23 protein-coding genes are annotated in these 25,514 nt (G+C 61.6%); 13 read left to right on the forward strand and 10 right to left on the reverse strand.

The genetic code is table 11. The annotated features are described in order from the left end of the window. Positions 1-113: 113 nt before the first annotated feature. Together AC1ROR_RS08640 and AC1ROR_RS08645 are read right to left on the reverse strand one after the other, a co-directional pair. A complete protein-coding gene (locus AC1ROR_RS08640) occupies positions 114-1,964 on the reverse strand; it encodes an ABC transporter ATP-binding protein (protein WP_498589133.1) in 1,851 nt (616 codons plus the stop codon). A 382-nt stretch (positions 1,965-2,346) separates the two neighbouring features. After that, positions 2,347-3,222 (reverse strand): phosphodiesterase, encoded by an 876-nt coding sequence (locus AC1ROR_RS08645; RefSeq protein WP_498589134.1) that lies wholly within the window; start codon positions 3,220-3,222, stop codon positions 2,347-2,349. 224 nt (positions 3,223-3,446) lie between these two features. On the opposite strand from AC1ROR_RS08645, the gene AC1ROR_RS08650 reads away from it, so the two are divergent. After that, positions 3,447-3,932 (forward strand): tRNA (cytidine(34)-2'-O)-methyltransferase, encoded by a 486-nt coding sequence (locus tag AC1ROR_RS08650; protein ID WP_498589135.1) that lies wholly within the window; start codon positions 3,447-3,449, stop codon positions 3,930-3,932. 172 nt (positions 3,933-4,104) lie between these two features. Continuing rightward, positions 4,105-5,757 carry a Na/Pi cotransporter family protein gene (locus AC1ROR_RS08655; RefSeq protein WP_035220186.1) on the forward strand — a complete coding sequence of 551 codons (1,653 nt, stop codon included), beginning with the start codon at positions 4,105-4,107 and terminating at the stop codon, positions 5,755-5,757. 59 nt (positions 5,758-5,816) lie between these two features. Here the strand turns inward: AC1ROR_RS08655 and AC1ROR_RS08660 are convergent, their stop codons facing one another. Continuing rightward, complete coding sequence (locus AC1ROR_RS08660; RefSeq protein WP_035220181.1) at positions 5,817-6,092, reverse strand: hypothetical protein; 276 nt, start codon at positions 6,090-6,092, stop codon at positions 5,817-5,819. 129 nt (positions 6,093-6,221) lie between these two features. Here AC1ROR_RS08660 and hemF point away from each other — a divergent pair, with 129 nt between their 5' ends. The 3 genes from hemF to AC1ROR_RS08675 all read left to right on the forward strand — a co-directional run bounded on the left by hemF (position 6,222) and on the right by AC1ROR_RS08675 (position 7,937). Beyond that, positions 6,222-7,133 (forward strand): oxygen-dependent coproporphyrinogen oxidase, encoded by a 912-nt coding sequence (gene hemF / locus AC1ROR_RS08665; protein ID WP_498589136.1) that lies wholly within the window; start codon positions 6,222-6,224, stop codon positions 7,131-7,133. A 123-nt stretch (positions 7,134-7,256) separates the two neighbouring features. Continuing rightward, positions 7,257-7,523, forward strand: a complete 267-nt coding sequence (locus AC1ROR_RS08670) for a hypothetical protein (protein WP_003523092.1) — start codon at positions 7,257-7,259, stop codon at positions 7,521-7,523. A 228-nt stretch (positions 7,524-7,751) separates the two neighbouring features. Next, positions 7,752-7,937, forward strand: coding sequence for a DUF1059 domain-containing protein (locus AC1ROR_RS08675; RefSeq protein ID WP_003523091.1), 186 nt, complete (start codon positions 7,752-7,754; stop codon positions 7,935-7,937). Between the two features lie 24 nt (positions 7,938-7,961). Here the strand turns inward: AC1ROR_RS08675 and AC1ROR_RS08680 are convergent, their stop codons facing one another. Genes AC1ROR_RS08680 through AC1ROR_RS08690 form a run of 3 tightly spaced genes read right to left on the reverse strand, consistent with a single transcriptional unit; the run spans position 7,962 to position 10,473 of the window. Further along, entirely contained in the window at positions 7,962-9,218 is a 1,257-nt protein-coding gene (locus tag AC1ROR_RS08680; RefSeq protein WP_498589137.1) for a CCA tRNA nucleotidyltransferase, read from the reverse strand. Then, positions 9,215-9,847, reverse strand: a complete 633-nt coding sequence (locus tag AC1ROR_RS08685; RefSeq protein WP_003523089.1) for an NUDIX hydrolase — start codon at positions 9,845-9,847, stop codon at positions 9,215-9,217. Before AC1ROR_RS08685 ends, AC1ROR_RS08680 begins: the two co-directional genes overlap by 4 nt. Beyond that, positions 9,844-10,473 carry a DUF1285 domain-containing protein gene (locus tag AC1ROR_RS08690; protein ID WP_498589138.1) on the reverse strand — a complete coding sequence of 210 codons (630 nt, stop codon included), beginning with the start codon at positions 10,471-10,473 and terminating at the stop codon, positions 9,844-9,846. The genes AC1ROR_RS08685 and AC1ROR_RS08690 overlap by 4 nt, the downstream gene beginning before the upstream one ends. A 175-nt stretch (positions 10,474-10,648) precedes the next feature. Between AC1ROR_RS08690 and AC1ROR_RS08695 the strand changes: the two genes are divergently transcribed. From AC1ROR_RS08695 to AC1ROR_RS08715, 5 genes are all read left to right on the forward strand, one after another. After that, on the forward strand, positions 10,649-11,659 hold the full coding sequence (locus AC1ROR_RS08695) for an AAA family ATPase (protein WP_498589139.1): 1,011 nt from the start codon (positions 10,649-10,651) through the stop codon (positions 11,657-11,659). A gap of 25 nt (positions 11,660-11,684) precedes the next feature. Then, the gene (locus AC1ROR_RS08700; RefSeq protein ID WP_003523086.1) at positions 11,685-12,611 is read left to right on the forward strand and encodes a DUF58 domain-containing protein; all 927 of its coding nucleotides are present in this window, start codon (positions 11,685-11,687) and stop codon (positions 12,609-12,611) included. After that, positions 12,608-15,418 carry a DUF4159 domain-containing protein gene (locus tag AC1ROR_RS08705; RefSeq protein ID WP_498589140.1) on the forward strand — a complete coding sequence of 937 codons (2,811 nt, stop codon included), beginning with the start codon at positions 12,608-12,610 and terminating at the stop codon, positions 15,416-15,418. The genes AC1ROR_RS08700 and AC1ROR_RS08705 overlap by 4 nt, the downstream gene beginning before the upstream one ends. 1 nt (position 15,419) lies before the next feature. Continuing rightward, on the forward strand, positions 15,420-17,504 hold the full coding sequence (locus AC1ROR_RS08710) for a hypothetical protein (protein WP_498589141.1): 2,085 nt from the start codon (positions 15,420-15,422) through the stop codon (positions 17,502-17,504). Positions 17,505-17,593: 89 nt separating this feature from the next. Beyond that, positions 17,594-18,007, forward strand: a complete 414-nt coding sequence (locus AC1ROR_RS08715; protein ID WP_498589142.1) for a GNAT family N-acetyltransferase — start codon at positions 17,594-17,596, stop codon at positions 18,005-18,007. 324 nt (positions 18,008-18,331) lie between these two features. Here the strand turns inward: AC1ROR_RS08715 and AC1ROR_RS08720 are convergent, their stop codons facing one another. Further along, complete coding sequence (locus tag AC1ROR_RS08720) at positions 18,332-19,285, reverse strand: LysR family transcriptional regulator (protein ID WP_498589143.1); 954 nt, start codon at positions 19,283-19,285, stop codon at positions 18,332-18,334. A gap of 87 nt (positions 19,286-19,372) precedes the next feature. On the opposite strand from AC1ROR_RS08720, the gene AC1ROR_RS08725 reads away from it, so the two are divergent. Beyond that, positions 19,373-20,338 carry an MBL fold metallo-hydrolase gene (locus tag AC1ROR_RS08725; RefSeq protein ID WP_498589144.1) on the forward strand — a complete coding sequence of 322 codons (966 nt, stop codon included), beginning with the start codon at positions 19,373-19,375 and terminating at the stop codon, positions 20,336-20,338. Between the two features lie 59 nt (positions 20,339-20,397). On the opposite strand, the gene AC1ROR_RS08730 is transcribed toward AC1ROR_RS08725, so the two are convergent. Both AC1ROR_RS08730 and AC1ROR_RS08735 read right to left on the reverse strand, forming a co-directional pair. Further along, entirely contained in the window at positions 20,398-21,711 is a 1,314-nt protein-coding gene (locus AC1ROR_RS08730) for an MFS transporter (RefSeq protein WP_059757366.1), read from the reverse strand. 321 nt (positions 21,712-22,032) lie between these two features. Further along, positions 22,033-22,602, reverse strand: a complete 570-nt coding sequence (locus tag AC1ROR_RS08735; protein ID WP_498589145.1) for a GNAT family N-acetyltransferase — start codon at positions 22,600-22,602, stop codon at positions 22,033-22,035. 296 nt (positions 22,603-22,898) lie between these two features. Between AC1ROR_RS08735 and AC1ROR_RS08740 the strand changes: the two genes are divergently transcribed. After that, positions 22,899-23,891 (forward strand): glutathione S-transferase family protein, encoded by a 993-nt coding sequence (locus AC1ROR_RS08740; protein WP_498589146.1) that lies wholly within the window; start codon positions 22,899-22,901, stop codon positions 23,889-23,891. A 13-nt stretch (positions 23,892-23,904) separates the two neighbouring features. Here AC1ROR_RS08740 and AC1ROR_RS08745 read toward each other — a convergent pair whose 3' ends face one another. Further along, on the reverse strand, positions 23,905-24,396 hold the full coding sequence (locus tag AC1ROR_RS08745) for an NUDIX domain-containing protein (RefSeq protein ID WP_498589147.1): 492 nt from the start codon (positions 24,394-24,396) through the stop codon (positions 23,905-23,907). A gap of 66 nt (positions 24,397-24,462) precedes the next feature. Between AC1ROR_RS08745 and AC1ROR_RS08750 the strand changes: the two genes are divergently transcribed. Beyond that, positions 24,463-25,413 carry a metallophosphoesterase family protein gene (locus tag AC1ROR_RS08750; protein ID WP_498589148.1) on the forward strand — a complete coding sequence of 317 codons (951 nt, stop codon included), beginning with the start codon at positions 24,463-24,465 and terminating at the stop codon, positions 25,411-25,413. Positions 25,414-25,514: the final 101 nt, after the last annotated feature.

Here is a 25,514-nt window from a genome sequence, read left to right on the forward strand (position 1 = left end):
TCTCACGGCGCAGACGCGCCATGGCTGGATGCCGGCTCAAGGCCGGCATGACGGAAAGAGGCTTTAACCCCTTAACGAAAAGGGCGGGGAATACCCCCGCCCTCACACTATCCTTATTCCGCAGCCACATCGGCCTCATGGTCGGCAATGAAGCCGCCGGACTGGCGCCGCCACAAATCGGCATAAATGCCGCCCATCGCCACCAGTTCCGCATGGCTGCCGGCCTCGACGATCTGGCCCTTGTCGAGGATGATGAGCCGGTCCATCTCTGTCAGCGTCGAAAGGCGGTGGGCGATCGCGATCACGGTCTTGCCTTCCATCAGCGAGAACAGGTTTTCCTGGATCGCCGCCTCGACTTCACTGTCGAGCGCCGAGGTCGCTTCGTCCAGCACCAGAATCGGCGCATTCTTGAGGAACACACGGGCAATCGCGATGCGCTGGCGCTGGCCGCCGGAAAGCTTCACGCCGCGTTCGCCGACCTGCGCATCGAGGCCCTGACGGCCATGCATGTCGACAAGCGTTTCGATGAAGTCCCAGGCATTCGCCCGCTTCGCCGCCGCGATCACCTGCTCGTCCGTGGCCTCGGGATGACCATAGGCGATGTTGTCGCGGATCGAACGGTGCAGCAGCGACGTATCCTGCGTCACGACGCCGATCAGCTCGCGCAGGCTGTCCTGCGACACCTTGGAAATGTCCTGCCCGTCGATGGTGATCCTGCCCGCTTCCAGATCGTAGAAGCGCAGCAGCAGGTTCATCAGCGTCGTCTTGCCCGCGCCCGAACGCCCGACCAGACCGACCTTCTCGCCCGGCTTGATATCAAGCGTCAGCCCGTCAATCACGCCCTTGTTCTTGCCATAGTGGAAACGGACGTTGTCATAACGGATGGCGCCCTGCGGTGCCGCAAGCTGCGGTGCCTTGGCGACATCGACGATATCGTGCGGCTTCGTCATCATCGACATGCCGTCATAGACCGTGCCGATATTTTCGAACAGCGAGGTGACTTCCCACATGATCCACTGCGACATGCCGTTGACGCGCATGGCAAGGCTGATGGCGATGGCCACCGAACCGGCGGTGACCGAACCCTGCATCCAGAAATAAAGACCGAGCGCGGCCGTGGAAAACAGCACCACGGCATTGTTGAGGTCGATCAAGATGTTGAAGCCGGAAATCTTGCGCATCTGGCGATGAACGGTTCCGAGAAACACATTCATGCCCTCACGCGCATATCTCTCCTCGCGGCCCGCATGGGAAAACAGCTTGATCGTCGAGATATTGGTGTAGCTGTCGACGATGCGGCCCGTCATCATCGAACGCGCATCCGCCTGCTCCTGCGCCAGCCGGCCGAGCTTCGGAACGAAATAGGCAAGGATGCCCATATAGATACCGAGCCAGACCAGCAGCGGAATAACCAGCCGCCAGTCCGCAGCCGCGACCATGAACAGCATCGAGACAACGAAGCTGATCGCATAGACGAAGACGTCGATGACCTTCAGCGCCACTTCGCGGATCGCCAGCGCCGTCTGCATCACCTTGGTCGAAACCCGGCCCGCAAATTCGTTGGCGAAAAAGTTCATGGAATGACGCAGCAGGAAACGGTGCATCTTCCAGCGCGCAATCATGCCGAAATTGCCGGCAAGCGTCTGGTGCATCGTCATGGTGTGGATCGCGCCCATCAGCGGCAGCACGAAGAGCACCAGTCCGGCCATGACAATCAGATGCCAGCCCTCATCGGCAAAAAACGTCTCGCGATTGGCCGTGGACAGCCAGTCGACGATATTGCCGAGGAATTTGTAGAGCATGGCTTCCGCAACGGCGATGCCCATGGACATCAGGCCAAGCAGCAGCAGCCAGGGCCATGCCGGCTTCACATAGTGCCACAGGAACGGCAAAAGCGTCTTCGGCGGCACGGACGGCGTCGAAGAGGGAAAAGGATCGAGGCGTTTTTCAAACCAGCCAAACATAGGCCAAGCTCCGGCAATCAATCGCTCCATCGTGACATGGTGAGCGGACACAAATATGGCTCACGACGGAACGGAAAAGTCTTTGGATATGGCCGTGACAGCCACATGACGAATCGAGAAATGGGAAACGCGGGCGAACCGCGGAGTAACACCTAGGCCAGCAGCGGCACTACTGGGGCCGGGAGGCGAAAGCGAACGTAAATATCCATGATAACCTCCCTGAGCTGGTGTTGAAGATGTGGCCTTGTAGCGCAAAAATTAATCGTTGACCAGTCGGAAAGACCAGGATGCGCCAGAAAACTCCCGATTGTGGCGAACATCGCAAAATGGGTGGATTTACCCGCAGAGGTTTCCACCCATCACCGGCCTTGAATGTATCGCCTTACTCGGCATCATCCTGTGACTGCTCACCTTCATATTCCGCAACCAGCTCGGCCATATCCGCCTGCGTATGACGTTTGAGTTCCCGGCGGTCGCTGGGCTGAGGCGCGAAAGTGACGGTCAGGCCCGTATCCCGCACCGTGCCGATGGCGAAGGATGCACCCGACAACATGCGCACGCCCGCATGCAGCCACAGGGGATCGGTGGCGAAATGTTGGCCGATGCCGACGACGACGGGAATACCCTGCCAGTGCGACATGCGGTCGTAGTGGATATGGCCCGCAAGAATACCGATGACATCATGCTCGAACAGCACCTCGTCGAGGGCCTCGGTATCGTCGAAAGACAGGGATTCCCACTCCGCATCGGGACGGTCGAAATCGAGCGCCGGCGCATGGTGCATCACCAGAAGCTTCGGCAGGTCGGGATGGTTTTCGAGCTCCTCTTCCAGCCATTCGATCTGGCCCGGCTCGAAAGCGCCGCCGACCTTGCCCGGAACGCTGGTATCCATCACGATGACATGGAGGCCGGCAATCACCGCGGCATGGTCGTAGGGTGCGTCCAGCTCCTCGTTACGGTCGAGCATGACAGGATAAAAACCATCACGGCGGTCATGATTGCCAAGCGCGAAGAGCACAGGCACATCAAGTTCCGCCGCGTCCAGCAGACGCTTGAGCTCCTCGTAGCTGCCGGCATCGCCCCTGTTGGTCAGATCGCCGCTGACCACGATGAATTCGGGCGCCGGCTCCAGCGCCTTGATCTGCGCCAGCGTGTCGGCGAGCCTCGTCGACGTATCGGAATAAAGATCATCATCCTGCACCTGCGGATTGCCCACATGCAGATCGGTCAAATGGACGAAATTCACCCGTTCGGACATGATATCTTCCTGTTTTGCGGCACAGAATATCCGGCCTGAAAGCGCGCCGTCGCAACCCATGCCGGCGTTCGGACGGCCTGACGACCCATTGGTTAATGGGTAGCCTGCCTGTGTGTCATGCGAATGAATACGGAGCTCTTCGAGACCGACTTTTCATGCTGCATCTGTCACAGGCCATCCGCCCGTGCTAATCGCTCCAGCACTCCAACCGCGACGGGAAGACCATGTCCGACATCAAGCCTGAAATCGGGCCCAATATCAGGATCGCCCTTTACCAGCCCGATATTCCCGGCAATACCGGCACGATCCTGCGGCTGGCCGCCTGTCTTGGCCTTGGCGTCGACATCATCGAGCCGGCCGGCTTCGATATTTCCGACCGTAACCTGAAACGGGCGGGCATGGATTATATCGCGGCGGCGGCGCTGACACGCCATGTCAGCTGGGACCGTTTTGAGGAATGGCGCGCAACCACGGGCCGCCGCCTCGTTCTCGCCTCGACCAAGGCCGCCCTGCCCTATACGCAAATTGCCTATCGCGAGGACGATATCCTGCTTTTCGGCCGTGAAAGTGCGGGTGTACCCGACCACGTGCATGAGAAGGCGCAGGAGCGAATCATCATACCGATGGTGGCGGGACAGCGTTCAATCAACGTCGCCATGTCGGCGGCGATGATCACCGGCGAGGCTTTGCGTCAGACCGCATGGGCCTGAGCGCCCTTTTTAACGCCATTTTTTCGGGCAAATACAAATATTGACCGTTTTTGCTTCAAAACTGTCGCAACCCGGCCTGTACCGAAGGCGTTCAGGCTCCTATACTCATTAGCCGGACAACAAAAATCACCCTCGCCGGAACCGTCCGCCGGCGGGTGTGAGGAGACGTAGCATGCAATCCACCATTGTCATCGTCAACCTTCTCGGCGCAGTCGCGCTGCTGCTCTTCGGCCTTGCCCAGGTGAAGGACGGGGTCACCCGCGCCTTCGGCATGAAACTCCGAAGCGTGCTGGCGACCGGCACCCAGAACGGCCCGCGTTCGTTCTTTTCCGGCTTCTTTGCCACCGTCGCGCTGCAAAGCTCGACGGCGACGGCACTGACCGTCACTTCCTTCGCCGAGCGTGACCTCATCAAACCGCGTATGGCGCAGGTGGTGCTGCTTGGCGCCAATGTCGGCACCGCCGTCACCGCCTGGATCGTGGCCGCCGGCGTGGAATGGCTGTCGCCTCTTCTGATCCTTGCGGGCATTATTTTTAAAAAGGGCAGTTCCAATGCCAGACAGGGCGGCGGAACCGCCTTGATCGGCATCGGCCTGATGCTTCTGTCCCTGCATCTGCTGAGCGGTGCGACCGAACCGATGCGCGCTTCGCCCGCTCTCGGCGTCTTCATCGGCCTGCTGGATGGCGCATGGCCTGTGGCGCTGATCTTCTCCGCCGTGCTGGCCTTCGTCTCCTCCTCCAGCCTCGCCGTTGTCGTGCTGATCCTGTCGCTGGCGGCCACCGGCACGCTGTCGGCCGGCCTCATCATCGTTCTCATTCTCGGCGCCAATCTCGGCGGGGCCATTCCGCCCGTCATCGCCACCCTGTCCGGCCCCGCCTCGGCGCGGCGCATCACCATCGGCAACCTCCTCGTGCGCACCATCGGCTGCCTCATCGCCCTGCCGCTCGCCTCCTATGGCGCGACGCTTCTGCAGCAATTGCCGATTTCGCCGGCCAAACTGCCGGTAGACGCCCACCTGATCTTCAATGTCATCCTCGCGGCGCTGGCCTGGCCCTTCTCCGGCCTGATATCCGATCTGATGACAAAGTTGGTGCCGGGCGATCCGAAAGCCGAAGACGGCCCGAATTTCCTCGACCAGCAGGCGCTGGACATGCCGGTCGTGGCGCTCGCCAACGCCACCCGCGAGGTCTTGAGCGTCGGCGACAGCATCGAGCGCATGCTGATCCGCGCCGAAAACGCCTTCAAGCACAATGATCTGGCACCGCTTCAGGAAGTTTCCCTGCTTGAAAACAAGGTCGATCGCCGTCAGCAGGAGGTGAAGGTCTATCTGTCGCAGCTGGGGCGCAAGGGGCTAACCGACGAGGAAGCGCGCCGTTCAATCGCCATCATCGATTATGCCATCAACCTCGAACATATCGGCGACATCATCGAAAAGGGCATTTGCGAGCAGATTCGCAAGAAGGTGCTGAACAGCTTCAAATTTTCCGACGACGGTTATGAGGAGCTGAAGACCCTGTTCGACATGACCATCGAGAACCTGCGTGCCGCCCAGAGCATTCTGGTGACCGGCGATTTCGATCTTGCCCGCCGGCTGATGGAAAGCAAGGTGGATATACGCCGCCTCGAAAAACAGTCTTCCAACCGCCATCTCGAGCGCCTGCGCGACGGGCTTGCGGAAAGCATGCAGACCAGCTCGCTGCATCTCGACATGCTGCGGGATCTGAAGCGCATCAACGCCCATATCGTCACGGTGGCGCATCCCATTCTGGATGAAAGCGGCGTGCTGATCGAAAGCCGCCTGCGTTATGCCGAGCCCCGCGCCTGAAAGCATTTTCAAGGAAAAGCGGTCCCGGTTCCGTTCGGAAAGGCAAAACGCCCTAAACTTCAATCGGCCGAAGGAAGCCGCCGCATGGTGAATTCGATGCGGTCGCCTTCCAGCTGTCGCCAGCTTTCCACTTCCGTCCAGTAGGCCGCTTTCGGAAAGCTGTCGAACCATTCGCGCGCCTTGGCGCGGGCTTCCTCGCGCCCGAGACAGAAGGTTTGCCGCACGAACATGCCATTGCGCGTCTTGTCCTCGCCCGAGCCTTCACGCGCCTTGCGGTGATTGGCGATCCTGCGCTTCAGCCCGTCCAGGGGCGGCGGTCCGGTAAATTTCGTCATGATATTCACCTCTGGCACCTACATCGATAAAGATAGTGCCCGCATGTGAACTTGGCGAGTCGAATTTGTGCGCGGGGCCTGCACCTGCTAGACGCGACAGGGAATCGACTTCACCTAAGGAGAATACGCATGGAACGGCCAATCTTGCCGAAGGGCTTGCCCGACGACATCGAGGACAAGAAGGCCCTTGCCCAAGCCTGGTTCCAGCATCTTCGCGATACCATCGTCGCCTCCTTCGAGACCCTCGAAAACGACCTGACCGGCCCTCTTTCCGACCAGGAGCCGGGCCGTTTCGTCCAGAAAGACTGGCTGCGCGACAATGGCGAAGGCGGCGGCGGCAGGATGTCAATGATGGGAGGCCGCGTCTTCGAAAAGGTCGGCGTCCACACCTCCACCGTCTATGGCGAATTCTCGCCGGAATTCCGCAAGCAGATACCGGGTGCGGAAGAAGACCCGCGTTTCTGGGCCTCCGGCCTCTCGCTGATCGCCCATCCCGTCAATCCCAATGTGCCGGCCGTGCACATGAACACCCGCATGGTCGTCACCACCAGCCACTGGTTCGGCGGCGGCGCGGATCTGACGCCGGTGCTGGGGCGCAGACGTGATGAACAGGACCCGGACACCCAGCTTTTCCACCGCGCCTTCCAGATCACCTGCAACCGCCATCCGGTCGCCGATTATCCGCGCTACAAGACATGGTGCGACGACTATTTCTTCCTGAAACACCGCAACGAGCCGCGCGGCACCGGCGGCATCTTCTTTGACTGGTTGCATCCCGAAGAAGAGAAAGGCGGCTGGGACGCCAATTTCGCCTTCGTGCAGGATGTCGGCCGCGCCTTCAATCTGGTCTATCCGAAAATCGTCCGCGCCAATTTCAACCAGAACTGGACGGAAGAGGACCGTGACGAGCAGCTCATCCGCCGCGGCCGCTATGTGGAATTCAACCTGCTTTATGATCGCGGCACGATCTTCGGCCTCAAGACCGGCGGCAATGTCGAATCGATTCTCTCCTCTCTACCGCCGGTGGTGCGCTGGCCTTAAAAAACCTCACGTAAATTTGACGCTCATCAGCCATTTGGTCGCAAATAGCGCAAATTAGGACTTATGGAAAAATCAAGGCAATGATAGTCTCCTCCTCGCAGACGTACTGGAGGAGCTATCGTCATGATTACTTCGAACAGCATGCCTATCTCTGCTTCCCCCGAGGAAGCCCAGCATTCCATTGATACCCCTGATTTGATCGATCGCCTGGCAGCGGAAATGCGTGCCACGGGTGATCGCGAACTGCCGCATTCCTTTTATGTCGAACAGGTAAAACGCACGCTGGCCGGAAAAACGGTGAAGCGGGCGGACAACGACGAAATGCCTCGTACAAAAATTCCGGCAGCCGGCACATCCTCTGTTTTCCAGTGCTGGGCGATGCCCGAATAGGGGCCTGAATAAGGTCGAAGGACGCCGCTCTGGAACATAAGCGGTGAACATTCGTTTCTTGTCGGAGGGACAGCAGGCAATTGAATTGCTGTCCCTCACTCTCGCACATTCTCCCTGTCGAAAATAGATTCCGGTTTTCGACAGGGAGAATGTGCAGACTCAAAATGTTAGAGCGTCCTTTATGCGTCCGAACGGATGCATGGCGCTCTAAAACAGGGAGGCAAGACCATGAGACTGTTTGAATGTGGAACACTCGTGCCCGGCTGTGCCTGGCACACGCGCGCAGATGACGACGCGGAAGTTGTGCGTCGCACCGTGGAACATATGCGATCGGCGCACGGCGAAACCGTCATCCGCGAGAACATGATCGAAAACATCAAATCCCGCATTCGCGACGAGGCAAATGCGGCCTGAGCCGCAACGCCGCCGTCGCTGACCTCAATTTTCCAGCATATCCTTCAACCGGGCGGTCAATGCTGCCCGGTCGAGCGAGAAATTGACGTCGATCCACTTTTCCTCAAGGATTTTCAGCACTTCGCCCACCTTCGGGCCGGCCTCGACGCCCGCTGCCATCACATCCGCACCGCTGAGCGGAAAGCCCGGTTTGTGGAATTTTTCCGCCCGCGCCAGCAAAGTCGAAAGCCGCGCCACTTTCTGCATGGCCGTGTCGCCGGCAGAAAGATCGGCACGGGCCGAAGCAAGCGCCAGTTTCAGCCGCGTCTTCACGCCCTCGACGCCCTGACGATAAAGCAGCCGGTCGAGCGCCGTCTCCTTCAACTCCGGATCAGCCGCCGGAGCCGAAGCCCAATGGGCAAGATAAGCCGCTTCGGCTTTCGACAGCCGGAGGCGCGCGGCAAGGGCAGCCAACCTGTCCCTGTCCGGCGGCACGATGGCGGCAAGCCGCAGCATCGGGTCCACCGCCCAGCCGAGAGCCTGCTCCGTCGCCACCAGCCCGTGAATGGCGTCGATGCCCCATTTTTCCGTCTCGGGAAGAATTTCCGCCAGAACGCCCGATTGCCGCATCCAGAGCAGGGCGCGGGAAGGATCGCGGGCGGCAAGCAGCTTTTTCAGTTCGCTCCAGACCCGCTCGGCCGAAAGTGTGCCCAGCTTGTCCTTGGCCCGCGCGCTTGCCCGCAAGCCGTCCGCATCCGGGCGGCCGGAGCCGTAATGGGCGAAAAAGCGGAAAAACCGGAGAATCCGCAGGTAATCTTCCGAAATCCGCATCGCCGCATCGCCGATGAAGCGCACCGTGCCGGTCTCGATATCGGGAAGACCATCGATAAGGTCGATGATCTCGCCCTTTTCATCGGCATAAAGAGCATTGATGGTGAGGTCTCGCCGCTCGGCATCGGCCTGCCAGTCGGTGCCGAAGGCCACCTGTGCGTGGCGGCCATTGGTTTCGACATCGCGGCGCAACGTCGTCACCTCGAAACCTTCGCCATCGATCACCAGCGTTACCGTGCCGTGTTCGATGCCGGTCGGCACCGCCTTGATGCCCGCAGCCTTGGCCCGCGCAACAACCAAATCAGGGGTTAGCGTCGTCGCCATGTCGACATCGACGACCGGCAGGTCCATCAGCGCATTGCGCACCGCGCCGCCAACGATCCGCACCTCGCCGCCATCGGCATTCAGAAGCGTAAAGATGCGCTTGAGCGCCGGTTTTTGAAACCAGTCCCGCCCGGCAAGGCTGCTCATGAATAAAACCTCTCGTAAATCGTCCTGACGATGCCCGCCGTAATGCCCCAAATGTAACGTTCGCCATAGGGCATTTCATAGAAAAACCGCTCCTTCCCCTGAAAGATGCGGCTGCCGCGCCCGTGATTGGCCGGGTCCATCAGAAAGGACAGCGGCACTTCGAAAACCTCATCCACTTCGGTTGGATTGAGCGTCAGGTCGAAGCCGGGCCGAACGATGGACAGCACCGGCTTGATGCGAAAACCCGTCCCGGAAATATAGTCCGGCAGGCGCCCGACCGTTTCCACGAAGGACCTGGAAAGGCCGATTTCCTCTTCCGTCTCGCGCAGCGCCGCCTCTTCCGGCGTGCGGTCCTCGGCATCGATGCCGCCGCCCGGAAATGAAATCTGGCCGGAATGTTTGCGCAGGGTGGCCGTACGCTGGGTGAAGATCACCCGCGCATCGTTGCCGTCGTCGATGACCGGCACCAGCACGGCGGCGTCCTTCAGCCTGATGCCGTTTCCAGACAGCACCACGCCCGGATTGAGCACATGGTCGCCATGCTCCCGTTCCGCCACGCCCTCGCCTTCCTGCAGCACCCGGCAGCGGAAATCGGCGGCGGTAAAAGTCTTGAATGCCGTTGTCGTCATTGCGAAAGCCGTTCCAGTTCCTTGGCGGGCATCACCGGAAAAGTCACCCCGCCCGAGCGCACGGCGAACATGTCGACGCCCTCCACGTCGATCACCTCGCCAAGTGCGACGAGATCATACATCACCGCCCGCGACACGAGCGCTTCCAGCCTGCCGCGCACCAGAAGATAGGGCTTCAATTCCCGGTTCTCACCGAAAACCTCGAACCGCAGCGGATGCTCCGGCCCCGCCTCCACCACATCGCCGACATTGGTGCGGAAGGTCAGCAGCGGCTCGCTATCATCCTCACCCGCCGTCAGCTTCATTTCCACGGCGACGAAAGGCGCGTCCACGACGCGGATGCCGACTTTTTCCACAGGAGTTACGAGATAGGTCTTGCCGTCCTCATCCTTTCGCAGAACCGTGGAAAACAGCCGCACCAGCGGCGCCCTGCCGATGGGGGTGCCGAGGTAGAACCAGGTGCCATCGGCGCGGATTTCCATGTCGAGATCGCCGCAAAAGGGCGGATTCCAGCGTTCCACCGGGGCCGGCCCACGTTTGGCGTCGCCGGTCTGTTCGGCGGCGCGGGAAATCATCGCCGCAAGCCCGGCCGCATCATCAGCCGAATTTATCGTCTCCGCTGCCATATTCGAGTCTCGCTTTGCCGATAAGGAAATACTAAGTCACGACATAGTCATTCGAATGGCGCTTGTCAGCGGCCAAGAGAGCAATAAGCTATATGCAGCGCAAAATCCGTCCCGGTCGACTGCCAGCAAAACCGGGATGCGACTGTGACAGCGGCGAAGGTATGAGGAGAGCGACATGGGCGTGATGAATACCGGCGAAACCCTCGATGAAAAGGCCATCGTCGCCGCGGCTGAAAAGGCGCTTTCCGATATCGCGGCCATCCGCACGGAAGTCTCCAAGGTCATTTTTGGCCAGGAAAAAGTGGTGCAGAACACGCTTCTCGCCATCCTTTCGGGCGGCCACGCGCTTCTCGTCGGCGTTCCCGGCCTCGCCAAGACCAAGCTCGTCACCACGCTCGGCACCGTGCTCGGTCTCGACGCCAACCGCATCCAGTTCACGCCGGACCTGATGCCCTCGGACATCCTCGGCTCCGAAGTGATGGATCAGGACGAAAACGGCCGCCGTTCCTTCCGCTTCATCAAGGGTCCGATTTTCGGCCAGCTGCTGATGGCCGACGAAATCAACCGCGCCAGCCCGCGCACGCAGTCCGCCCTTTTGCAGGCCATGCAGGAATACCACATCACCATGGCCGGCCAGACCTATGAGCTGCCGAAGCCGTTCCACGTTCTCGCCACCCAGAACCCGCTGGAGCAGGAAGGCACCTATCCGCTGCCCGAAGCCCAGCTCGACCGCTTCCTGCTTCAGGTCGATGTCGGTTATCCCGAGCTTGCCGCCGAACGCCAGATCCTGCTCGACACGACAGGCACCGCCTCGGGCGAAGCGCGCGGCGTGATCGATGCCGGGCGCCTGATGGAAATCCAGGTCCTCATCCGCCAGATGCCGGTCAGCGACAAGGTGGTGGATGCAATCCTCTCGCTCGTCCGTTCCGCCCGCCCCGGCCATGGCAACAAATTGACCGACAAACACGTTGTCTGGGGTCCGGGTCCGCGCGCCGGCCAGTCGCTGATGCTGACGGCCCGCGCCCGTGCGCTTTACGAAGGCCGGCTCGCCCCATCGCTGGACGATGTCCATGCGCTGGCCGAACCGGTGCTGGAACACCGCATGGCGCTGACCTTTGCGGCCCGCGCCGAAGGAATGTCGGTGCGCGATGTCATCGCAGCCCTCGTGGAGCAGGCGAAGAACTGAAGCGACGTTCGCGAAAGGACTGCATGTGGCATCCATCGGCCAGATCGTAGACAAGACGCCGGGTAGCGAAGTTCTGGCGCGTGCACGCCAGCGCGCAGCCCTGGTGCCGGACTGCATGGTCGAGGCAAAGCGCATCGCCAACACCGTCACCGCCGGCTGGCACGGCCGCCGCAAACGCGGCATCGGCGAAAATTTCTGGCAGTTCCGTCCCTATGCCGAAGGCGAAAGCCTGTCGCGCATCGACTGGCGGCGCTCGGCCCGCGACGACCATACCTATGTGCGCGACCGGGAATGGGAAGCCGCCCACACCATCTGGCTCTGGGCCGACATGTCGCCGTCGATGATGTTCAAATCCACCCTCGGCTCGGTCTCCAAGGAAAGCCGGGCGCTGGTGCTGATGCTGGCGCTGGCGGAAATCCTGGCGCGCTCGGGCGAGCGCATCGGCTGCCCCGGCATCATGGAGCCGGTTTCGGCCAGAAACGCCGCCGAACGGCTGGCCGCCGCCATCATGCATGCACCGCTGACCACAGGCATGCCGGAAACGGGCATGATCCGCGGCGCGAGCGACATCGTCCTCATCGGCGATTTTCTCGATGATGCCAAAGCCGTGATGGAGCGGATTTCGCCTCTGGCGCGGCGCGGCCTGCGCGGCCATGTGGTGGAAATTGCCGATCCGGCCGAAGAGACCTTCCCCTATTCCGGCCGCACCGAGTTCACCGACCCGGAAACGGGAGAAAAACTGGTGTCCGGCCGTGCCGAAACCATTCGCGAGGATTACACCCGCGCCTATCTCGCAAGGCGTGAGGCGCTGTCCTCGTCGCTGCGCCGTCTCGGCTGGAACTTCGTGTTCCACCGCACAGACCATCTCGCTTCCGAGGCGCTCGTCGCCATGCACATGTATCTTTCCGGCGCGCCAGCACAGGGCGGTGGGCAAGGCGGTGGGCACAGATGAGCGCATTGCCTTTCGTCTTCACCAGCCCCTATATCCTCTTCGGCCTCTTGGCGCTGCCCGCCATCTGGTGGCTGCTGCGGCTCACCCCGCCGCGCCCCAAGGCGGAAGTGTTTCCGCCGCTGAAGATATTGGCGACGGTGCTGAAACGCGAGGAAACGCCCTCGAAAAGTCCGTGGTGGCTGACCCTGCTGCGCATGGCGCTTGCCGCCGCGGTGATTTTCGCGCTGGCCGATCCGGTGGTGAACCCGCGCAACAACAGCATTGCCGGCAGCGGCCCGCTGGTGCTGGTGGTCGACAATAGCTGGGCCTCCGCACCTGACTGGGAAAGACGCGTGGCGACCGCTCAGGCCCTGATCGGCGACGCGGAACGGGCAGACCGCCCCGTCTCCATCAGCTTCACCGCCGATGCGGAGCATGACGCCGTACCGGGAACGACAGCCGTTGCACTGGAAAAGCTCGCCGCAGCAAAGCCGAAGCCGCTCGTTCCAGATCGTATCCGCACGGCGGAAGCCATCACCGAGGCGCTGAACGGCGCGCCCCCCGGCACGATTGCCTATATTGCCGATGGCGTTCAAACCGCGCAGGATGAAAGCGCGATGAGAACGCTTGCCAGCCTCTCCCCCGCCGAATTCCGCATCGTGAAGGGCGACGGCAAGGCGATCGCCGCCATTACCGGCGCCACCAACAATGCCGATGCCATGAGCATCACACTGTCGCGCCTCGATACCGCCGAAGCCACCCGGCTGACCGTCAATGCACAGGACAGCCAGGGCCGCATCCTCGCCAACGGTATCGCGAACTTCGCGCCCGGCGCGGCCGAAACCACGGCAACGGTGGAAGCACCCTTCGAACTGCGCAACGATTTCGCCCGCCTCTCCCTCGAAGGCGTGTCGACGGCGGGTGCGGTGCATCTTCTGGATGACGGTTTCCGCCGCCGCCGCGTGGCGCTGCTCGCCGGCGAAACCGGCAATGATTTCCAGCCGCTGCTGCAGCCGCTTTATTACATCAGCCGCGCGCTCCAGCCATTTGCCGATCTCATTCCGCAGCGGCAGGCCGATCTGGCGCAGGCGATCCCGGAAATCCTGCAATCCAATCCTTCGGTCATCGTCATGGCCGATATCGGCCGTCTGCCGCAGGAAACCTATGAGCCGATGCAGCGGTGGCTTGCCGGTGGCGGCACGCTGATCCGTTTTGCCGGACCGCGCCTTGCCGCAGCCCCGGCCGATGACCCGCTGGTGCCTGTAACACTCAGACAGGGCGAACGCGCGCTTGGCGGCGCGCTCTCCTGGGCCGAACCGCAGCCGCTTGCCGATTTCCCGAATTTCGGCGCCTTTGCCGGCATGCCGAAGGCCGACGGCGTGCTCGTCAAGCGTCAGGTTCTGGCCGAACCGACACCGGATCTGGCCGAACGCACCTGGGCAAGCCTTGCCGATGGTACGCCGCTCGTCACCACCCGCACTGTCGAGGCGGGCCGCATCGTGCTCTTCCATGTCAGCGCCGAGGCAAGCTGGTCCGACCTGCCGATCTCTGGCCATTTCGTCGATATGCTGCGCCGTATCGTGCAATTGTCGAAGGCGGGTGGCGCTTCCGCCAACGCCAATGCGCCAGCTGCCGCCCTGCCGCCCTTCCGGCTGTTGACGGCCGAAGGCGCGCTTTCAGCCGAAATCGGCACGGCCCGGCCGCTGGAAATGCGCGCCGGCCAGCCGCCCCGCACCGGTTTCGACAATCCCCCCGGCCTCTATGGCACAGAGGATGGTTTCGTGGCTCTCAACCTCCTGCCGGCAGGCGCGACGCTGCGCCCGCTCGACACCTCCGCCGCCGGTGTCAGCACCACCAGCGAAGCCCTGATCGGCGAAACGGCGAAATCGCTGCGCCCTGCTCTGTTCATCGCCGCCTTCCTGATGTTGATTGCCGACAGCCTGATCGTGCTCTTCATGAACGGCGCCTTCGCACGCCTGCCGAAAGCCCGCAGCGCAACCGCCGCCACAGTGCTTCTGGCGCTTGGCGCCTTTGCCGCCATGTCGTCAACCGACGCCCGCGCCGACGACCCCAAACCCGGCGACGAGCAGATTTTCGAGCGACTGGACACGACGCATCTCGCGTATGTCCGCACCGGCGAAGACGATGTCGACCGTATTTCCGAGCAGGGTTTGCAGGGGTTGAGCGAATTCCTGACCTGGCGCACGACACTGGAGCCCGGTCAGCCGGTCGGCCTCGATATTTCCAAGGATGAGCTATCCTTCTATCCCATCATCTACTGGCCGGTTTCCGCGACGGCACCCATGCCCTCAAGCGCCGCCATCTCACGCATCGACGCCTATATGCGCGCCGGCGGCACCGTGCTGTTCGATACACGCGACCAGTTCTCTTCGCTCGATACCGGTGCGACCAGCCCTAACGGCGAACGCCTGCAGGCGATCCTCGCCAATATCGATATCCCACCGCTGGAGCCTGTGCCGGAAGACCACGTTCTGACGCGCTCCTTCTACCTGCTCACCAATTTCCCCGGCCGTTACAACGGCTCCCCGCTCTGGGTGGAATCACGGCAGGGGGCGGCAAAGACCACCTCGGGCCTCTCCTCCTCCGGCGATGGCGTGACGCCGATCATGATAACGGGCAATGATTTCGCCGGCGCCTGGGCCGTCGATCCGCAGGGCGCGCCGGTTCTGCCAACGGTGCCGCCGGATGAGATGCAGCGCGAACATGCCTTCCGCTCCGGCGTCAACATCATGATGTATATGCTGACCGGCAACTACAAGGCCGATCAGGTCCACGTTCCCGCACTTCTCGAACGGTTGGGGCAGTGACATGACATTGACCTTCGCCCCCTTCCTGCCGTGGATCGTGATCGCCGTTCTGGCCGTCGCCGCTCTTGCGCTTTCCTTCATCGGCCTGTGGCGTGGCGTGCGCGGCGCATGGCTGCGCGGGCTGGCGCTTGCCGCCTTGCTGGCTGCCATCGCCAATCCGCTTCTGACGCAGGAGGAGCGCGAGCCACTTTCCACCATCGTGCCCGTCATCGTTGACCGCTCGCAGAGCCAGGACGTGCAGGACCGGCCGCAAATGACCGATACGGCGCTGGAGACGCTGAAAGACCGGCTGTCCCGCTTCCCGCGCATCGAGCCGCGCATCGTGGAAGTGCGCGATGATGGGGAGAGCGATTCCCCCTCGACCCAGCTTTTCTCGGCGCTCTCCTCGGCCGTTTCCGATGTCTCGCCATCACGCGTCGGCGGCGCGATTTTCCTCAGCGACGGCCAGATCCACGATATCCCCAATGCCCTGCCCAATGCCGAACAGGCGCTCGGCTTCCGCGCGCCCATGCATGGGCTGATCACCGGCAAGGCCGATGAATTCGACCGCCGCATCGAGATCGTCCGCGCCCCGCGCTTCGGCATCGTCAACGAAGAACAGCAGCTGACGCTGCGTGTGTTTGATGACGGCCGCCCCGCCGGCGGCGGTTCGGCGGAAGTGACGGTGAAGATGAACGGGCAGGAGATCGCCACGCTTCAAGCCACGCCCGGCCAGCCGACCCCCTTCAACTTCAAGGTTCCGCGCGGCGGCAACAATGTCATGGAATTTTCCGTCGCCGAACTTCCGGGCGAAGTGACCGCTGCCAATAACCGCGCCGTTCACCTGATCGAAGGCATCCGCCAGAACCTGCGCGTGCTGCTCGTCTCCGGCGAGCCGCATGCCGGTGAACGCGCCTGGCGAAACCTCCTGAAATCCGACGCCTCGGTCGATCTGGTGCATTTCACCATTCTGCGCCCGCCGGAAAAACAGGATGGCACGCCGATCAACGAACTCTCGCTGATCGCCTTCCCGACCCGCGAATTGTTTGTCGAAAAGATCGAGGATTTCGACCTCATCATCTTCGACCGTTACCAGCATCGCGGCGTGCTGCCAATCCTCTATTACGATTACATCGCCCAATATGTCGAAAAGGGCGGCGCGCTCTTGATCGCCGCGGGGCCGGAACATGCCGGTCAGGATTCGATCGCCATGACGCCGCTCGCCTCCGTTCTGCCGGCGCAGCCGACCGGTCAGGTGCATCAGGCCGCCTTTTATCCGCGCCTTTCGGAAGCGGGCAAGAAACACCCCGTAACTCGTGGGCTGGATGGATCTGGCGTTGAGCCGCCGCAATGGGGCCGCTGGTTCCGCACCATCAGCGTCGACCCGCCGCAGGGCCAGACGGTGATGCTGGGCGATGGGCAGGACCCGCTTCTGGTGCTGAACCGTCAGGGCGAAGGCCGGGTCGCCATGCTGCTGTCCGATCAGGGCTGGCTGTGGGCGCGCGGTTTCGAAGGTGGCGGCCCGCATGTGGCGCTTTACCGCCGCATCGCCCACTGGCTGATGAAGGAACCCGAGCTTGAGGAAGAGGCGCTGACGGCGCGCGCCAATGGCCGCACCTTGCAGATCACCCGCCAGACCATCGGCGACGATCCCGGTCAGGCCAGCGTGCGTTTCCCTTCCGGCAAGACCGAAAACATGGCCTTCACCAGCACGGAGCCCGGTCTTTACAGGATCGAGCGCCGCATGGACGAAACCGGCCTGTTCGAGATCAAAAACGGCGATTTCACCACCCTCGTCCATGTCGGCGCGGTGGATGCGCCGGAATTCAAGGCGATGATTTCGACGACCGAGACGCTGAAACCGCTGGCCGATGCCACCAGAGGCAGCGTGCACCGTGTTGCCGATAATTCCGGCCGTATCGCGCTGCCCGATATATTGCCCGTGCGCGGAGATATCAGGGTTGCCGATGAGGATCGCATGCTGATACGCATGACCGACGAGACGGTGCTGAAAGGCGTCAACACCCTGCCGCTCTTTGCCGGTTTTGCCGGGCTTGCCGCCCTTCTGCTCGCCTTCTCCGCGCTGTGGTGGCGTGAGGGCCGGTAAGGGCGTTTCCAGCGAAGAGCTTAAGGCGCTTCACGTCTCGGAACGGAAAACGGGAAACGGCTGCCGCCCGGCGGTCTAGGAAGATGGACATGAGTTTCGTTTTGAGCGACGTCGCGGATGCAGAGGCCGAAAAGGCCATTCGCGATCCGCTGGTGGCCTATAATCTCGCCCGTTTCGGCGAAAGCGACAAACGCGAACTCAACATCACCATTCGCGACGACGACAATACCGTCACCGGCGGTCTGGTGGGCTATACCGCTCGCGGCTGGCTTTACGTGCAGCTTCTTTTCGTGCCGGAGGCCATGCGCGGTCAGGGCACAGGCCCGAAGCTGCTTGCCATGGCGGAGGAGGAAGCCAGAAAGCGCGGCTGCATGGGCGCCTATATCGACACGATGAACCCCGATGCCCTGAGAACCTACGAACGCTACGGTTTCACGAAGATAGGCTCGCTTGGCCCCCTTTCCACGGGCCAGACGATCACATGGCTGGAGAAACGTTTCTAGCAGGCTGTTGAAAATCGTCGACTATCGCGCACGCCGTTACCCCCTCTGTCCTGCCGGACATCTCCCCCTCAAGGGGGGGAGATCGGCAAGAGGCTTTCTCGCCGCTTCATTCTCGACCGTCGAGAAGTGCTCGACATCGCCACGGAACAATCTCCCCCCTTGAGGGGGAGATGTCCGGCAGGACAGAGGGGGGTATAACAACACCCAGCGCCGTCGATGATTTCAACTGTCGTGTACTGTGGAAGCAGATTAAATGCGACGCGCTTTATCTCTTTGTTTTTATGCATGTCTCCCAAAACCACTGCACAGTTTGGGAGACATGCTCTAGGCGGCGATCCCCGATACCCCACCGTCGACCGTTCGGCCCATAGCCTCGCGGATTTGCTGGCGAAGCCACACGGCTCCGGCATCCGCGTCAGTCTGCAATGTCCAGACCATGGCGACCGGCGGGAAACTCAGCGTCACCGGTACCGGGCTTATTTCCAGCCCCAGCATTGGCGCATAACGCAGCGCGATGCGTGAGGACACGGTCGCCAGCACCGCCGAGGATCGCGCCGTCGCCAGCACCGAGAGGAAATCCGGCGCGGCCGCAACGACGTCGATTTCCAAGCCGCTCAGTTCCAGCGCATCCTTGATGCAGCCATGCAGGCTGTCCGTCTGCGATATGACCGCATGTTTAGCCTCCATATAGGCGTCCAGCCCTACGGGATTGGGCAGATCGAGCAAGGCCGGGTTGAAACAGCAGAGCACGCTGGAAGAATAAAGCGGCTCGCAATGATGGCGTTGCTCTTTCGAATAGGCGCATCCGACAGCCATATCGATCACACCCGTATCAAGCATCGCGGTAATTTCCTGCTCCTGCCCGCTGCGGGCGAGAATGCGGATGCCGGGCGCGATCTCCCGCAGCCGCGCCGTCAGATCCGGCAAAAGCAACAGCTCCACCTCGCTTGACATGCCCAGCCGGAATGTGCGGCGCTCGGTGGCAGGATCGAACACATCCGCCGTCAAAACCGCCGCCTGCGCCTGCCTCAGCGCCTGCCGCACCGGGCCGGCCAGATTAAGCGCCCGCGCCGTCGGCTTCATCTCCTGCCCCACGCGGATGAAAAGCTCATCCTGAAACAGGGTGCGCAGGGTGGAGAGATTATGGCTCATGGCCGGCTGCTGGATTTTCAGCCGCCGCGCGGCGCGCGTGACGTTCATCTCCTCCATCATCGCATCGAAAGCGATGAGAAGATTGAGGTCGAAGGAACGGAGATTGAAATGATCGATAGTTTGCATAAGTCACATCGATTTGATTGCTGGCCTGCCTACACTTAGCTGGAGTGCGGAAAGTTTCAAGACATTCCCTCAACCCAGGAGCTCCCAATGCCGTCCCGTCGCTCACTTCTCAAAGGCGCCGCCAGCGCCATCTTCGCCGCCCCTTTTGTTGCTCCCACCGTCGCATTTGCCAAGGCGCCTCTCGCCGCCACACAGGCACCCGGCTTTTATCGACTGATGGTCGGCAAGGTGGAAGTCACCGCCCTTTCGGACGGCGTCATCGCGCTGCCGCTCGCCAAGATTTACACCAACACCACGCCGGAACACGCCTCAAAGGTCTTGCAGGGCGCCTTCCTGCCGGAAGAGACGCCTACCTCGGTCAACGCCTTTCTCGTCAACACCGGCGACAGGCTGGTGCTGATCGACGCCGGCACCGGCGCTTATCTCGGCCCGTCCCTCGGCAGGCTCGTCGCCAATATCGAGGCCTCCGGTTATAAGACCGACGAGATAGACGACATTGTCCTCACCCATATCCACACGGACCATTCCGGCGGACTGTCAGCCAATGGCAAACGCGTCTTTGCCAATGCGACCCTGCACGTCAACGCGCGCGAAGCCGCTTTCTGGCTCGATGCGGCAAAGGCCAAGGCAGCGCCTGAAGCGCTGAAGAAGGGTTATGCCGAAGCGAAGGAAAGCATCCAGCCCTATATTGATGCCGGCAAGTTCGAGACATTCGGCGACAATGCTGCGCCGGTTCCCGGTCTCGGCTCTATCCTTTACGCCGGCCACACGCCCGGCCACAGCGCTGTCGTTGTCGAAAGCGACGGCCAGAAAATCGTCTTCTGGGGCGATATCACCCATGGCGATATCCTCCAGTTCGATGAGCCTGACGTGGCCATCGAATTCGACGTCGACCAGAAGGCCGCCGTCGTGGCGCGCGATCTGGCATTCAAACAGGCAGTAGAGGGCAAATATCTGGTGGCCGGCGCGCATATCGCCTTTCCCGGCATTGGCCATGTGCGCACCGACAGCACCAATTACGATTGGCTGCCGGTCAACTACACGGCGCTGTAAGGTGCGAAACAGCCTGGCCTGATCCTCAACGGGTCAGGCCATTGCGCGGGAAGGGCGCGTCAGGTCAGCGCCACCTGCCGCGTTTCCGCATTGATCATCGTCGCGGCAATGGCAGCAAGCACCAGCAAACCGGCGAAAATGCCGATTGCGACGCCAAAACCCTGCGCTATGGCATAACCGAGCAGAGACGGCGCAAGCAGGCCGCCGAGCCTTGCCATGGCGCCTGCGGCGCCCATGCCGGTCGCCCGCGATTCCGTCGGGTAAAGCTCCGGCGTGTAAGCATAAAGCGCCCCCCAGGTGCCGAGCAGCGCAAAGCTCATGATGAGAAGCGAGGCGGCGATCATTGCGCCCGCCGAAGCCAGCGTGAAGAGCAGGCAACCGAGCGCTGAGAGCAGGCAGAAACCGATCAGCGTCGGCTTGCGGCCCCATTTTTCGACGCCATAGGCGGCAAGCGCATAACCGGGGATTTGCGCCAGCGCCACCAGCACCAGAAAACCATAACCGCGCACGAAGCCGAACCCGTCTCCGGCCAGTTTCGCCGGCATCCACGTAAAGACGCCGTAATAGGAAACGGAAACGAGGAACCAGATGGCGAGGATCATGATGCTGCGCTGCCGGAGCGCCGGTGAAAATATCCCCTGCCCCTTGCCCACGTCAGGCTGGAAAAGCCCGGTCCCGGCATCGAGCGGCGCACGCCCATTCGTCACCAGCATGCGGTTGACGACGGCCTTGGCTTCCTCCAACCGCCCGCTGCGCAACAGGTAGAGCGGCGATTCCGGCACCAGAAAGCGCAGGCCAAGGCCGAGAACTGCCGGAAATGCCGTCACGGCGAAAATATAGCGCCAGGCATCGGCGACACCGGCAAGGCTGGCGCCCCAGGCAGCCAGTGCCACGATCAGCGTTCCGACAGCCCAGAAACCCTCCAGAAAGACCAGCCAGCGGCCGCGATTTTTGGCGGGCAGGAACTCGGCCATCATCGCATAATCCACCGGCAGCGTGCCGCCCACGGCGGCCCCGGTAAGAAAGCGCAGAACAAGCAGGATGGTGAAATCGGGCGCGAATACCGAAAGCACGCCGAACAGCGCATCGCAGGCCACGGTGACGATCAGCACACGGCGACGCCCGTAGCGATCCGCCAGCCGCCCGAAACCGGCAGCACCCAGCAGCATGCCGAAAAAGAACGCCGTGCCGGTCTGCAACGCCTGCGGCACCGTCAGCCCGAAGGTTGCGGCAATCGAGGCGGCGGTGAAGCCAACCGCCAGAACCTGCATGGCATCCGCCGCCCAGACGAGGCCGAATATGCCCATCAGCCGCCGCTGATAGGCGCCTGCGCCCGCGCGCTCCAGCGCATCATTCATGGTAATCGCCGTCATGCCCCGCCCCTTTGCAGAAATCGACTTTGACTTGCTATCGTATAGGGGGAGGAAACGGAATTGAATTCTATGGAGGGAGACGCGTTGTTTCGAGACAGACTACCGGAAGAAGATTTTGCCACACGAGGATTGGCACGGCAGTCTCGATGGTTCCCGTAATTCGCAACATCCCTTCCGTCACCCCGGACTAGATCCGGGTCCAGCCAGCCCAAGTCCTTGGGCTGAAAAGAGATTCTTTCGCCGCGCCGACGCGCGTCGGCTGGATTCCGGCTCAAGGCCGGAATGACGGAAGGGATAGTATCATGGTGAGAAGAAAAACCTTCAGCCGTAAACCCTGAGCGGCTCCTCAAAACCCTCATCTTCCGCCGTGGCGGCCGGCATCGCGGCCTCGCATTTGCGCCAGCCGATCTTGCCCTTCAGCCGCTGGTGCACGTCGTCGCCAATCGGCACCACCAGCACCCGGTTCGGGTCGACCGGGCCGGGAAAATCGAGCGCCGCATAAGCGACCTTCTCGAAACCGAGCGGCATGTAATAGGGCGGATCGCCGATCAGGATCACCGCTTCGGAGCCCTTCCGCCGGGCGGCGGCAATGGCGATCCGGACGAGTTCCCGGCCGATGCCCTTGTTCTTGTGCGAGGGCCGCACCGCAAGGGGCCCGAGCATATGGCCCTTCACCCCGCCCGCCAGAACCGGCGTCATGCGCACAGACGCAATGGTTTCGCCATCATCGGCGCAGACGAAGGACAGCGACCGGTCATGCGGCCCCTGCTCACGGATGCGCGCTGCGGCACGGGTATGCCGGCCGGGACCGAATGCTTCTTCGTTGATGACGTCGATGATGGCGTCGTGCGACGCGTCCTCGGTGAGGTAGACAAGATCGTGCTTGGACATGAAGAGACCGAAACTTCCAGAATGCGGATGCGACAATAGATGACGGCTGCGCCGGTAAGGGCGTTCAGGAGCGTCAGCGTCGTCGGAGCATCCGTGGTTCGATCATAGTCAGCAATTTCCTCAGAATTGTGAAAATTGCAGTTATCAGGAAAATTCCCACCCGTCCAGAACAAATCTCTGCGCTATCCCATTCAGTTCCCACATGACCGGAAACGCATTGTTCAACGCATTGCGGGTTCGCGGGACAGTGCAGAACGGTTAGGATCGCTCAAAAGGAAACAATCAAGGAGATCGTCATGGGCATGCTGGTGGAAGGCGTATGGAAAGACGTCTGGTATGACACCAAGGAAACCAAGGGGCACTTCAAGCGCAGCGCCTCACAATTCCGCAACTGGGTTACAGCAGATGGCGCACCCGGCCCTTCCGGAGAAGGCGGGTTCGAGGCCGAGAAGCACCGCTACCACCTCTATGTCTCCTTCGCCTGCCCCTGGGCGCACCGCACCCTGATTTTCCGCAAGCTGAAAAAGCTGGAGGACCTGATTTCCGTCTCCGTCGTCGATCCGCTGATGCTGGAAAACGGCTGGGAATTTAAACCTGAGGGCGAGCGCACGCCGGGCGCGACCGAGGATCACCTCTTCGGCTGCTCGACGCTCTGGCAGGTCTATACCAAAGCAGACCCCAAATATTCGGGGCGTGTCACCGTGCCAGTCCTGTGGGATAAAAAACGCGGCACCATCGTCTCCAATGAATCAGCGGAAATCATCCGCATGTTCAATTCCGCCTTCAACGATCTCACCGGCTCGCAGGCCGATTATTATCCCGAAGCGCTACGCGCCGAGATCGATGCGCTGAACGACGTCATCTACGACACCGTCAATAACGGCGTCTACAAGGCCGGTTTCGCCACCACGCAGGACGCCTATCAACAGAATGCCGTGAAGGTGTTCGAAACGCTGGATATGCTTGAGAACCGCCTGAAGGACCGGCGTTTCCTGTTCGGTTCAGAACAGACGGAAGCGGACTGGCGCCTGTTCACCACGCTGGTGCGGTTCGACCCCGTCTATGTCGGCCATTTCAAGTGCAACATTCGCCGCATCCACGACTATCCGCACCTGACGGGTTACCTGCGCGATCTCTACCAGACGCCCGGCGTGCCTGATACGGTGGATATGCGCCACATCAAGGAACATTATTACCGCAGCCACCGCACCATCAACCCGACCGGCATCGTGCCCGTCGGCCCGGAACTGGACCTGACCATGGCCCATGGCCGCGAGGCGTTCTCCTGACGGAAAGCCGTTACTACCAGTGGTCGGCGATCGCCGCTTCGCCGGCAAGCTCGGCAAGGCGGCGGCGGGTTGCGGCCGTCACCCCTTCGGGCAGCTCCGACAGGTCGAAAAAGCCGCTTTCGGCAATTTCATGATCCGGCTTTTTCGGTTTGGTCTGGGAGACGTCAAGCCGGTAGAGCGCCACATGATCGCGATTGCTGCCTTCCAGATTGAGATAGACATGGATCAGCTCCGGTTTGGAGGCAGCTTGTAGATTGCCCTCCTCGCGGATTTCCTTGTGCAGTGCCATCAGCAGGGTTTCACCGCGCTCCACACCGCCGCCCGGCAGATACCAGCCCGGCAGATAAGTGTGCCGCACCAGAAAAATCCTGCCCGTTTCATCGAAACAGGCCGCACGCACGCCAAGGGTTGCGCCGCGCGTGAACAGAAAAACGAAATGCAGCAGGCGAATGAGGACGCGCATATGGAACGGACGGGCCTGCCGCCCGGTTGTTTCGTCATTCACCCTGGTTTCTCCCCGCCTGCCGGCTTTTATTGGACGCGCGGCATATCATAGGTTATCTCTGCCGCCATGTTCAAACTTGCGCATATTTCAGACGTCCATTTGGGGCCACTGCCAAAACTCACTTTCCGGGAACTTGCATCCAAGCGTATCACCGGTTTTGTCAACTGGCACCGCAACCGCCGCAAGCATCTCTTTACCGATACGCTGGAAAAACTGCTCGACGATCTGGAGACAAAGTCACCGGACCATCTGGCTATTACCGGCGATCTCGTCAATCTTGCGACGGGCATTGAAATCCGCGCCGCCGCCGACTGGCTGGAGGAAGTGGGCGATCCCGAAAAAACCTCCGTCGTTCCCGGCAATCACGACGCCTATGTTTCCGGCGCGCACGACAAGGCCATGCAGGCCTGGTATCCTTACGTGCGCGGCGATGGCGACCCGCTGGAATGGGACGACGACCGCAAGATTTTTCCCTATATGCGCGTCCGCGGTCCCGTCGCACTCATCGGCTGCTCCACCTCGATTGCGACGCCGCCCTTTTCGGCAACCGGCTACTTCGGCAACCGGCAGGCCCGCGCCACGGCGGAGCTTTTGAAAAAAGCCGGTGAACAGGGCCTTTTCCGCGTTGTGATGATCCATCATCCGCCGATCCGGGGCGCCACTGCCGCCCATAAACGCATGTTCGGCGTTCGTCGCTTTGCCGCCGCTCTCGGTGTCGGTGGCGCGGAACTCGTGCTGCACGGTCATACCCATTTGAATACGGTCTACTGGCTGAACACCCACCATGGGGAAGACCACATCCCGGTCGTCGGCATTTCCTCCGCCAGCCAGGGACCGGGCGGTGAAAAACCGCGCGCGGCCTATAATATCTTCCATATTTCCGGTGGCCCCGGCACATGGAATGTCGCCTGTGAGCGCCATAGTCTGAATGAGACGGGGACGGGTGTGGCGCTGGAGGATGTGCGGGTGTTTTATGAAAACGGGCGGCCGCTGGGATTTTCGCTGCCGAAGGAATAGCGTCCGGAGCGGTTGTGTCGGTGGGTGGGGCTTACCCCCCTCTGCCCTGCCGGGCATCTCCCCCTCAAGGGGGGAGATCGACTCGTGGTTGGGTCTCGCCC

The sequence above is a fragment of the Agrobacterium sp. GW821-FHT14E08 genome (genome assembly GCF_058803865.1).